The organism is Pirellulales bacterium (genome assembly GCA_035546535.1).
Taxonomy (GTDB): Bacteria; Planctomycetota; Planctomycetia; order Pirellulales; family JACPPG01; genus JACPPG01.
Window position 1 is genome coordinate 1 of the sequence record DASZWQ010000206.1, and the last position, 11,851, is coordinate 11,851.

4 protein-coding genes are annotated in these 11,851 nt (G+C 62.9%); 1 reads left to right on the plus strand and 3 read right to left on the minus strand.

All coding sequences use genetic code 11. The annotated features are described in order from the left end of the window. Positions 1 to 809: 809 nt before the first annotated feature. From uvrA to VHD36_24385, 3 genes are all read right to left on the minus strand, one after another. Positions 810 to 7,970 carry an excinuclease ABC subunit UvrA gene (gene uvrA / locus VHD36_24375; GenBank protein HVU90481.1) on the minus strand — a complete coding sequence of 2,387 codons (7,161 nt, stop codon included), beginning with the start codon at positions 7,968 to 7,970 and terminating at the stop codon, positions 810 to 812. Positions 7,971 to 8,692: 722 nt separating this feature from the next. Continuing rightward, positions 8,693 to 9,331: a PEP-CTERM sorting domain-containing protein gene (locus VHD36_24380; GenBank protein ID HVU90482.1), complete on the minus strand. Its 639-nt coding sequence runs from the start codon at positions 9,329 to 9,331 to the stop codon at positions 8,693 to 8,695. A gap of 426 nt (positions 9,332 to 9,757) precedes the next feature. Continuing rightward, a complete protein-coding gene (locus tag VHD36_24385; GenBank protein HVU90483.1) occupies positions 9,758 to 10,102 on the minus strand; it encodes a hypothetical protein in 345 nt (114 codons plus the stop codon). 266 nt (positions 10,103 to 10,368) lie between these two features. Between VHD36_24385 and VHD36_24390 the strand changes: the two genes are divergently transcribed. Then, positions 10,369 to 11,643, plus strand: a complete 1,275-nt coding sequence (locus VHD36_24390) for a PQQ-binding-like beta-propeller repeat protein (GenBank protein ID HVU90484.1) — start codon at positions 10,369 to 10,371, stop codon at positions 11,641 to 11,643. Positions 11,644 to 11,851: the final 208 nt, after the last annotated feature.

An 11,851-nucleotide genomic window follows, 5' to 3' on the forward strand; every position in this document is an offset into this window, starting at 1 on the left:
GAGGAACATCCAACGAGAACCAAACCGTCAACAGACGCTGCGGCCGCGCGAGACCCGTGAGGGGTCTCACGGGCCGCCAAGCCCAGTGACCCTACATCTTATCCAAGCCCAAAAACTGTCCAACAATTGGGGTCCACCTTATCCCGCGACGCTCACGTTTCTGGCGACGTAGATTTTGTGCGGTATTTGATTCGTCGACTTCTCTTCCATTCTGACATCCGACCGGATGTGGCTGCGGAGGTGGACCCAAAGGTTAATCCGGCAGCCTCTATCGCAGACCTGCGAGGTGTACTGAACGACGTCGATCGAGCTCAAAAGACGCCCCTGCCTTTGGCAACACCAAGCGCTATTCCGCACGTGCAACGTCTTGACGAAATGATTGTTGAGGGCGAACCGATTTCGGGAGAGGCTGCGACTCTACTTTATGAGGCGGCACAAGACGCGGCGGGATCTATCCTTTACACAAGAGCTTTGGGAGGCGATAGGCTGCAAACGCACGGCCGGCAGTTTCTCGAAGCTGGGAATCCGCGGTCGACTGCCGTATGGAAGGGTGCCATAAGAGAACTTGAGTCGTTTGATTTCATTGAAAGCGCCCGAACAAACTCAGGATTGGAAATCTATAACGTGACTGATCGCGGCTACGAGGCTGCGGATGAAATACGAAGCCAAATAGTTGCCTCAGGGACGAACTGAAGGAGTGGAGCAGCCTTTGAATCGTGGCGCGATGCAGACTGCGCGTTTTTTAGACGGTACGCCTTTGACCGGCGTCTGAGAAAGCGACCGCGAAAACTCAAGACGTCCGTGAACTCCTACATCGTCGAGCGTTCCAGCGAGCGCTTCGGCTTTTCGCTGGCGGCCTCGTAGTGCTCGCGCAAGAAGTCGGCGAACTCGGGTACGCTGATTTCGCTCGAGTCGACGAAGCGCAGCTTCACTAGGTCTTTATCCGGGCGCTCGGTCTGCAACTCGGGATTGCCGGCCAGGCCTGCAATGCGGCCGAGTGCAAATCGCCCCTTCGGCCCGGCCAACGACAGGTCGATGCCGGCTTGCCGCTTCGTATGGATCGTGGCCCACGGCTCGCCGCCGCCGGGCGGGCAGACGTGTACCACCTGCTGATTGTTCCACAGGAACTGACCGCCTTGCGCCGTTTCGGCCAATAGCTCACACAGGTCTTCGAGCACTTCCACTTCCCAGTCGATGCGTTTGCCGGGCGGGAAGCCTTTGCGCGACAGATGCCATTTCTGCCCGAGCACTTTCCAGGGCATGATGTCCTCGGGCCTTTGCTCGGCGCGCTGGGCGAATCGCTGGAAGCCGGCCACGGCTTCTTCCAGGAACTTCCAGAATTCCGGCCGGTCGATCTCGCGCATCCAGTGCACGCGCAACTGCACTTCCTGCCAGGGCCCGCGCAGGTTCTTGCACTTCACGCGCGGTTCGGAGCCGTAGACCGGCAGCTCGTGAATCTCATTCAGCGGCTTCAGATCGAGCCGCGCGACCAGGTCGTCGCGCTGGAACGATTTCTTGGCCACGCGGAATTTCAACTGCAACAGCCATTCTTCGCCGGTCACCGCGTGCAGGAACCAGCCGTCTGATTTTTTTTCGCCCGTGATTTCGACGATCGTCCGATTGTTCCAATTCGTCGGAGCAAATTGCCCCAGCTCCTGCACGCGATCGATGATGCGGGCCAGGATATTGCCGTCCCACCGGCACGGTTGGCCCGAGCGGCCGACGCGGTCGCGCGTGTGCCAGTTGCGGCCGTCAGTTTGCCAGGGCATCTGCGTTTCGCGGCCGATCTCGTTGATCTCCAGGTCCGCTTCGCGGCGCGCCTCTTGCGCGGCAAAGTCGAACATCTTGCGTTCGACGTGCGGACCGGCAGCAAGAACCGGCGCCAATGTCTCGCCGGTGTGCGATCGCAAAAACTCGCTTGCTGAGCGCGCTGCACGTTTTGATTTCGCCGGCGCCGCGGCCTCGGCATGGGCCACGACCTGCTCGGGCGTGCCGGCCACGACGACCCGGCCCCCCGATTCGCCCGCCTCGGGCCCCATGTCGATAATCCAGTCGGCGGTCTTGATCACGTCCAGATTGTGCTCGATCACGACCACGGTATTGCCCAGGTCCACCAGGCGGTTCAGCACGTCGAGCAGTCGGGCCAGATCGTCGAAGTGCAGACCGGTCGTCGGTTCGTCGAGCAGATAGAGCGTTTGTCCCGTGTCGGGTCGCGCGAGCTCGGCGGCCAGCTTCACGCGCTGCGCTTCGCCGCCCGAAAGCGTGGGCGCAGACTGCCCCAGCCTTAGATAGTCGAGCCCCACGTCGCACAGCGTTTCCAGCACGCGGCGAATCTTGGGGATGTTCTTGAACAGCTCCAAGGCCCGGCCGCACGGCATGTCGAGGACGTCAGAGATCGAGTGCCCATGAAACTGCACGGCCAGCGTTTCGGGGTTGTAGCGGCGTCCTCGGCATTCGTCGCATTCGACCCACACGTCGGGCAGGAAGTGCATCTCGATGCGCAGCTGGCCGTTGCCCTCGCATTTTTCGCAGCGACCGCCCGGCACGTTGAAGCTGAATCGCCGCGGCGTGTAGCCGCGCAACTTGGCGTCGGGCAGCTCGGCGTACAAAGCGCGGATCAATTCGAACACGCCTGTATAGGTTGCGGGGTTCGAGGTGGGAGTGTTCCCCAGCGGCTGCTGATCGACGCGAATGACCTTGTTGATCCTCTCGACGCCGCGAATGGCATCGTGCGGCGCCGCAAGATTCGTAGCCCGGTGCAACGTGCGGGCCAGCGAGTTGTAAAGCACATCTTCGACCAGAGAGCTCTTGCCGCTACCGCTGACGCCGGTGACGACGGTGAAAGCGCCCAGCGGTATGCGCACATCGACGCTGCGCAGATTGTTATGCCGGGCGCCGATCACTTCCAGCCAACCGCCGCCGGGCGGGAGCCAATCTTCGCCCTGCTCGGGGCGCGGTACAGGCGGCGCCGCGGTTTTTCGTGCGACCGCCTTTTGGGTTTTCGCATTGGCCGATTCTTTCGCCGCCGCGCGTTTGCTCTTGGCCTTGCCCGCGTTTTCCGTCGGAACCTCGGCGCGAATCGTCAGTCGGCGGTTCGTCGGGACCGGGATCGCCTTCTTGCCCGACAGGTAGGGGCCTGTGACCGACGTTTTGATCTGCGCGACCTTTTGCGGCGTGCCGCGGGCCACGATCTGCCCGCCGTGTTCGCCGGCGGCGGGGCCAAAGTCGAGCAGGCAATCGGCGCCCGCGATCACTTCGCGATCGTGCTCGACCAACAGGAGCGTGTTGCCCAGGTCGCGCAACCGTAAGAGCGCGCCGAGCAAGCGGAGATTATCGCGCGGGTGCAGGCCGATCGTCGGCTCGTCCAGCACGTACAACACGCCGGTCAGGCCGCTGCCAACCTGGCTGGCCAGGCGAATGCGCTGCGCCTCGCCGCCCGAGAGCGTGGGGGCCGGGCGATTGAGCGTCAGGTATTCGAGTCCGACGTCCACGAGGAATTGCAGTCGATTGCGAACCTCGCGCACCAACTCGCCGGCGATTTTGCGCTCCGTGGCGGTCGGCTTCCAACCGTTGAATTGTTCCAGCAGCTCGCCCAGCGGTTTGCGGCACACGTCGTCGATCGTTTCGCCGCGCAGCCGCACGGCCGCCGCATCGTCGCGCAACCGGCTGCCGCCGCAGGTCGAGCATTCGACATCATCGACCAGGTGGTCGAGCTTCGTGCGCATGCCGCTCGACAGGCGCGACGCTTCTTCGAGCGCCGGATAGAGCCCCTTGTATTGGAAGCGGAATAGCGGTCGATCCGCCGATTTCTTCGCGCCGGGCGCGGGCACGTTGATCCAATCCTCGCCCACCCCGTGCAGGACCATGCGCCGCTGTCGGGCGGGAAGCTGCTCGAACGGCACGTCGCTGGGCACGCCGGTGTGCTGCGACAGCGCGGCCAGCATCACTTGAAACAACTTGTTGTCGACGCCCGGCCACAGAGCGATGGCGCCCTCTTTGAGCGATAGCTTGGGATCGTGCAACAGGGCCGACGTGTTGGCGCCGGTTTGCGTTCCCAACCCTTCGCACACCGGACACCAGCCCAGCGAGCTATTGAAGGAGAAGCTGTGGGGCGTCAACTGCTCGAAGCTGCGGCCGCACTTGTCGCAGGCAAAGTGCTGGCTGAAGATCTCGGTGCGCCAGCGGCTCTCGGCCACGTCATCGACCGGAAACGCCACGTGCAGCACGCCGCGCCCCAGCGCCAGCGCACTTTCGATGCTGTCGGCGATGCGCGAACGCGCGTCGGGACGGACCGTGGCGCGATCGATAATCACTTCCACCGAGTGCTTGCGACGCCGGTCGATCGTCGGGGGCTCGTCGATCGGGTAGGTCTTTCCGTCGACGCGCATGCGCTGGTAACCGGCGGCGCGAATCTCTTCCCACAGCGACTCGTATTTGTCTCCGACGTGGATTTCCAGCGGTGCCATCAAGTACAACCTGGTGCCGGCCGGATGGGCCATCACTTTGTCGATGATCTCGTCCGCGGTCTGCGTGCCGATCGGAATTTCGCAATCGGGGCAGTGCGGCTGGCCGAGCCGCGCGAACAGGATGCGCAGGAAGTCGTAAATCTCGGTCACCGTGCCCACGGTCGAGCGGGGCGTGTGGCCGAGATTCTTTTGCTCGATGGCGATGGCCGGCGACAGCCCTTCGATATGCTCGAGCTGCGGCTTTTGCATCTGGCCGACGAACTGTCGGGCGTAGGAGCTGAGGCTTTCGACGTAGCGGCGCTGCCCTTCGGCATAGATGGTGTCCATGGCCAGCGAACTTTTGCCGCTGCCGCTGGGGCCGCAGCAGACCGTCATGGCGTCGCGCGGAATCTCGACGTCGACCTCCTTCAGGTTGTGCTGCTTGGCGCCGCGCACCTTGATGGCCGTGGCCGATTCGAGCGGTGGACGTTTCGCGGCGCCGTTGCCCGAAAGGTCGAACGGCTGATCGGAACGCGCCAATACGGGTTTGAGCGCTCGCCCGGTATACGACTCCTTGACTTTGGCGACTTCCTCGGGCGTTCCTACGGCGACGACCTGACCACCGCCGGCGCCCCCTTCGGGCCCCATGTCGATGATCCAATCCGCGGTCTTCACGACGTCGAGGTTGTGCTCCACGACCAGCACGGTGTTGCCGGCGTCGGCAAAGTCGTGCAGCACCTTGAGCAGCATGTGGATGTCGGCGAAGTGCAGCCCGGTCGTCGGCTCGTCGAGCAGATAAAGCGTGCGGCCGGTGCTTTTCTTCACCAGCTCGCGGGCGAGCTTGATGCGCTGCGCCTCGCCGCCGGAGAGTGTCGGCGAGGGCTGGCCCAGCTTCACGTAATCGAGCCCCACGTCGTGCAGCGTCTGCAATTTATGCCGCACGGCGGGGATGTTCTCGAAGTGCGCGAGCGCCTGCTGCACGTCCATCTCCAGCACGTCGGCGATCGACTTGCCCTTGAAGCGAATCTGCAGCGTCTCGCGATTGAAGCGATGCCCCTGGCAGACGGGGCAGGTGACCCACACGTCGGCCAGGAAGTCCATTTCCAAACGGTTCGAGCCGTTTCCCTCGCACGCTTCGCAACGGCCCCCTTCGACGTTGAAACTGAAGCGGCCTTCCTTGTAGCCGCGCGTCTTCGCGTCGTGCATCTGCGTGTACAGCTTGCGAATATCGTCGAAGACCTTGATGTAGGTCGCGGGGTTCGAACGCGGCGTGCGGCCGATTGGCGATTGATCGATGGCGATCAGCTTGTCGAGCTTCTCGAGCCCTTCGATCGCTTTGTGCTTGCCGGGATCCCCTTCGCCGCCATTGAGGTCCCGGCGCAGGGCTTCGACGAGAATGTCGCTCACGAGCGAACTTTTGCCCGAGCCCGAGACTCCGGTGACGCAAACCAGCGTGCCGAGCGGAATCTCGACGTCGACGTTCTTGAGATTGTTGTGTTCGGCGCCGAGGATCTTCAGCCAGTCCTGGCCCGGGGGGCGGCGTTTCGCGGGAATTTCGATCTTCAGCTTGCCGGAAAGATACTGCCCGGTCAGGCTGCGCGGCTCGGCGGCGATCTTCTTTGGCGGCCCGATGGCCACGACTTCGCCGCCGCGCACGCCGGGGCCGGGGCCGAAATCGATGATCGTATCGGCGGCGAGCATCGTTTCTTCGTCATGCTCGACCACGACCACCGTGTTACCCAAATCGCGCAGCTGCGCGAGCGTGGCCAGCAGCCGATCGTTGTCGCGCGGGTGCAGGCCGATCGAGGGCTCGTCGAGGATGTACAGCACGCCCACCAGGCCGCAGCCGATCTGCCCGGCCAGGCGGATGCGCTGCGATTCTCCGCCCGACAGCGTCGGCGCCGTGCGTGCCAGGGTGAGATAATCGAGCCCGACGTTGAGCAGGAAGCCCAAGCGGCCGCGAATCTCTTTCAAGACCTCAGCGGCGATCAGCGCGCGGGTGTCGTCGAGCGCGAGATCGCTGAAGAAATCGGATGCTTCGGCAATGCTCAGCGCGCAGACCTCGGTCAGCGAACGCGCGGGGTGATCGGCAAAGCGCGGATGCCGCGTGGCCAAGGTCACGGTGCGCGCCTGCTCGTTCAGCCGAGCGCCGGCACAGGCCACGCAGCCGACGACGCGCATGTATTTTTCCAATTGCCGGCGCTGCATGCCGCTCTGGCTGCTGCGGTATTTCGACAAGAGTTCGGGAATGACGCCCGTGTACTTGCCGCCATATTTGTGATTCCCCGGTCCGTGCCGCCACGTGAACGTGACGTGCAAGTCGCCGGTACCCCACAGCAGTTGCTTGGCGATCGCGGGGTCGAGATATTCCCACGGCGTGTCGAGAATCTGACCTTCGGCCAGGCCGAGTTGATGTTCGAGCGTTTCAGCGACGCCGGCAAAAATGTGCCGCCGCCAGCGCCCCAGGTCGCGCCACGGGCCGATCAGCTCGACCGCCCCCTGTTTGAACGACTTGCCACGATCGGGAATCAAGCGATCGGGATCAAACGTGTAGACCTCGCCCAACCCATCGCACGAGGTACACATCCCTTGCGGGCTGTTGAAGCTGAAGAGTTGCGGGCTGGGGGGCTCGAAGCTGATTCCGCAATGCGTGCAGGCGTAATGCGCCGACAGATAAATGTCTTCGCCGGCCGGCGCCGTTGGTTCGGCCGCCGTTCGTTTGCGGCGCGTCGCACGCGCGGTCGCGGCTTCTTCCGCGGCCTCGTCATCCAGCTCGGGCATGGGTGCCGCGGCGGCGCCTTCCGCCGGCTCGACCGCCACGACCATGTTGCCCCCACCGAGCTTTAGCGCCAGTTCCACGGCTTCGGCCAATCGAGCTCGCCCCTCGGGCGAGGCGGTGAGCCGGTCGATGACGACTTCGATATTGTGCCGCATCTGCCGGTCGAGCCGCAGATCGTCCGACAAGGGGACGATGCGTCCATCGACGCGGGCGCGCACGAAGCCTTGCTTGATCAGATCGACGAACAGGTCGCGGTATTCCCCTTTTTGCCCGCGTATCAGCGGCGCGAGCACGGCGAACTTGGTTCCCTTCGCGAGCGCGCCGATGCGGCCCAGGATCTGCTCGCGCGTCTGGGCCGTGATCGGTCGGGCGCATTTCGGGCAGTGCCCCAAGCCGGTGCGGGCGTAGAGGACGCGCAGGTAGTCGTAGATTTCGGTGATCGTGCCGACGGTCGAGCGCGGGTTTTGCCCCGACGATTTTTGCGAGATGGAAATCGACGGGCTGAGGCCCGAGATCGATTCCACGTCGGGCTTCGGCATCTGGCCGAGAAACTGCCGGGCGAAGCTCGACAGGCTCTCGATGTAGCGGCGCTGCCCCTCGGCATACAGGGTGTCGAAGGCGAGCGAGCTTTTGCCCGACCCGCTGACGCCCGTCAAGCAGATGAGACGATTTCTGGGAAGCGTGAGGTCGATCGAGCGGAGGTTATGCTCGCGCGCGCCTCGAATGACGATGTCAGCAGCGGCCATGCAACACTTCGGCGAGGGAAGAGGTCAATCCGTTGGCGCACGACCGCCGTCCCCGTTGCGTTCAGAACCCCTCCGTTGAGCAGAGGGCAAATTCCGAACCCCTCTCCCTTCGGGAGAGGGCAGGGTGAGGGGACAGGTCGATGCACTCGCGGCCGTGGGTCAAGGTTTCCGTAGGGCGCACGCCGGGCCAAAAGCGACAGCACGGCCGCCAAAATGCCAGCAAACGCCGGACCCTGGATTGTAGGAGACGGACGTACAGGTGGGCAAGGCGGGGCGGTTCCGAAATCGATGCACGCGGGGATCTAGTTAATCGAATGGACCAACGCCCTGCACGAAAGGAACGCCAAACGCCGTGGTCGCTGCCGCGACAACCGTGGGACTCGTGCCAACGAGGACGCCAAGAAACGCCTGTACTTGCTTCGCCGACGGAACAAACCGATTCAGCCGAGGAATCAAGGTGTGAGTGTATTGTTCCATCAAGTCATTCGCAGACTTTTCTGTTTTGGCGTTCGGCGTTGAATGTCCGTTTTTCGCGACCAGGCGTCAGGATGAGCCGCATTCGAGGACTCGCACTTTGCGCGCAAGATCGTTAGCGGTGAACAGGCTGCCCAGCGCGTTTTTGAACCCCCTCCCCGCCCCCTCATTCGCAGGGAGAGGGATTCGACCAACGCGGCCGCGGACTTGATCGCTCGTTATCGGATCGGCAGCGATTGGCCAGCGGCTTACCGTCGGCGTCGCCAGGCGAACAAGGCGAAGCCACCAAGCGCCGCCAGTACGATCGTCGACGGTTCGGGAGTGTTCACGTCCGAGCGCACGCCGACAGTCCAGGGGAATTGCGTCGGCACTAGAAATGGTGTCAGGTTTTGCATCTGTCCTGTCTCGACCAGCGGAGTGAACGGCGTGCCATTGGCCTGCATGCCAGCGATGATTTGTTGCAACTCCGGATCTCCGTCGGATACGAGCGTGACCTGCAAGGGAGCTTGCACTTGATTGGCAAGCGTTGAGATCACTACGTCGCTGACCGTAAGTTGGGCTCCGGTCGCCTTGTCGATGATCGTGATGGGGATCTCACCCGGGTCGAGCGGTTCGTTCGCCGGCTCCGTCAGTATTACGATGCTCGCGCCGGGCACGGTGGCGGCCGCCACCGGAGGAAGCGGGGCCACGGCCCCGGGGCTCCAGGTTAACGAGTTTTCGACGGCGCCGGGACCCGACTCCGCAATAAGTTGGTCGAATATCGGCACGCCAAGATCCGTGATCAGCAGTTCGTCGCTCGGTAACGCATCTTGCCCGTAAGCATTGCCGCCGAAGGCCACGAAATAGATGCTGACAACAACAGCGCCGAGTGTCGAGATCGTCTTCATTACTTGGCTCCTTTGCCATGAGTGGTGCAGCGCCAGCCGAGACGCGCGCAAACGACCTACGCGGATACCGACAAGCGTGCGAATGAACCCGAACAGACGTCGAAACTGGAGCGAGCCGAAGAGTAGAAAGCGCGATCCAAGTTCGCCGTTAGGCGACGCCGCGCAACCGGCTGCAGAAAACGCTCATTAGCGTGCCCCCGACACGGACCAAATCAAAGCACGTGCATTAGCTTTATCATCCTTAAGGGACTCTAGTTGCCTCTCCTTAGCGCGGAGCATACCGAGGCCAAACGGCGGCGTCCGGAAAATTCCGCTGCAAACGCCGAAAATCTGGATCGAGGTTTTGTTACACGCTTGCGCGCGGTGTTTGATTCGTATCACTTGCCACGCCATTCGGGGGCCGCGACCATGTCCGCCGGCTTGCCTCTAGCTACAACTGGCCGGCGCGTCGAGCAGGAACAGTATCTCGAACGGCTGGTTGTCCTGCGCGCCGGTGATCACCTTGTACGGCAGCGGTTGGCTTTGGCTGTAGACCTTCCGGTCCTCGATCTTTGGATGCGCCTTTTCGCCCAGCTCGCGGGCAATTCCGGCGAAGTCGAACTCGGAGTCGACTGCCCCTCCGTCGGTCGTCACGACGTGCACCGTCGTGAACCAGCTACCGTCTGCCAATTCGCTGTAGATGGGATGGAAGCTCAATTCCACGCCGGGCGGCTTGGCACGATCGATCGCGCGTTCCAGCGTTGCGATGATGTCGGGATGCGTGTTGGCCATGGGCTCGATCCTGGTGGGCAGAGGCTATTCGATTGGGCACCACAAATATAGGTCATGGGCGAAGTGAGGCAGGTCGCGGCGGCCTGCGGTGACAGCCGCTGCAAGGGCCGGGTATACTGCGGCCCTACAGCGTCGGCCCGCGGGCCGAACTCATCCCTCAACCATCACACCTGCCAGCTTTCGCCATGCATAACGCCATTACTTTTATCCGTACGCACGTGTTGCCATCTCGAAAGAATTCGCCACTGAGGCTGCCGACTGGCGCGATGACCGCGATTGCGATCGTGGGGCTCTTCGGCACGACGACGGCATCAATAACTCAGGCGGCAGAATTCAAAGCGCCTGTCGGCAAAGACGCCAAGAGCGACTGGCCGTGGTGGCGCGGCCCGGCGAGCAACGGTGTGGCCAGCGCCGATCAGCGACCACCGATGACGTGGAGCGAGACCGAGAACGTGTTGTGGAAAGCCAAGGTGCCGGGGCGCGGTCACGCTTCGCCCACGGTTTGCGGCGAGCGCGTGTTCCTGGCCACGGCTGACGAGACGCAGGAAGTGCAATCGGTCGTGTGCTACGACCGCCGCACGGGACGCGAGCTGTGGAAGGTTGACGTCCATTCGGGCCGGATGGATCATCACGGGCATAAGAAAAGCTCGCAAGCTTCGGCCACCATTGCCTGCGACGGCCAGCATGTGTTCGCCAACTTCCTGCACGACGGCGGCATCTACACCACGGCGCTCGACCTGTCGGGCAAGCAAGTGTGGCAAACCCGCGTGTCGAATTTCGTGACGCACCAGGGCTTTGGCTCTTCGCCAACGATCTACAAATCGCTGGTCCTGGTGGCGACTGACAACAAAGGGGGCGGTGTCGTGGCCGCGCTCGATCGAGAGACCGGCAAGGAAGTCTGGCGGCAAGAGCGGCCGAAGCAACCGAATTACACTTCGCCCGTTGTATTGAACGTGGCAGGGCGCGAGCAATTACTGCTGGCCGGTTGCGATCATATGTCGAGCTTCGACCCGGCGACCGGCAAGCCACTGTGGGAGGTCGAAGGCTCGACCACCGAATGCGTGGGCGCCATGGTCACCGACGGCGAGCTGGTCTTTGCCAGCGGCGGCTATCCCAAGAAGCTGACCGTGGCCGTGCGCGGCGACGGCTCGGACAAGATCGCTTGGGAAAACACCACGCAAACCTACGTCCCGTCGATGATCGTTCACGACGGGTATCTGTACACCGTTACCGACGCGGGCATTGTCTATTGCTGGAAATCCTCGACGGGCGAAGAGCAATGGAAGACGCGCATCGGCGGCACCTTCAATGCGTCGCCCGTGCTGGTCGGAGACCTGCTGTTCGCCACCGATCAGGAAGGCAAGACGACGATCTTCAAGGCCAACCCGGCCGCTTATGAACCGGTGGGCCAGAACCAACTGGGCGAAGACGTGTACGCCACGCCGGTGTTTGTCGATGGGCAGATCTTCATGCGCGTGGCACACGGCAGCAACGAATCGCGTCAGGAGTGGCTGTATTGCATCGGGGCGAAGAAGCCGTAGGGGCCCTCGCTCCTATGTTCGCGTACGGGCAACAAAGAACGAGTGCCATGCTTTTTCGCCGGAGGCGAATAAGCATGCCCCCGGGAACGGGCCAGACATCGCGGCACCGCCGCGTTAGCTGCATCGCCACGCCGGATTCGGTCCGGCACCTGTCTTTACTTCACATGCTTATTCGCCCGTGGCGAGAAAGCATGGCATACGCGTGATG

What these genes read in the sequence shown, in the direction of transcription:
- uvrA (HVU90481.1), bottom strand. Translation starts at nt 7,970, where the DNA reads ATGGCCGCTGCTGACATCGTCATTCGAGGCGCGCGCGAGCATAACCTC.
- VHD36_24390 (HVU90484.1), top strand. Translation starts at nt 10,369, where the DNA reads ATGACCGCGATTGCGATCGTGGGGCTCTTCGGCACGACGACGGCATCA.
- VHD36_24380 (HVU90482.1), bottom strand. Translation starts at nt 9,331, where the DNA reads ATGAAGACGATCTCGACACTCGGCGCTGTTGTTGTCAGCATCTATTTC.
- VHD36_24385 (HVU90483.1), bottom strand. Translation starts at nt 10,102, where the DNA reads ATGGCCAACACGCATCCCGACATCATCGCAACGCTGGAACGCGCGATC.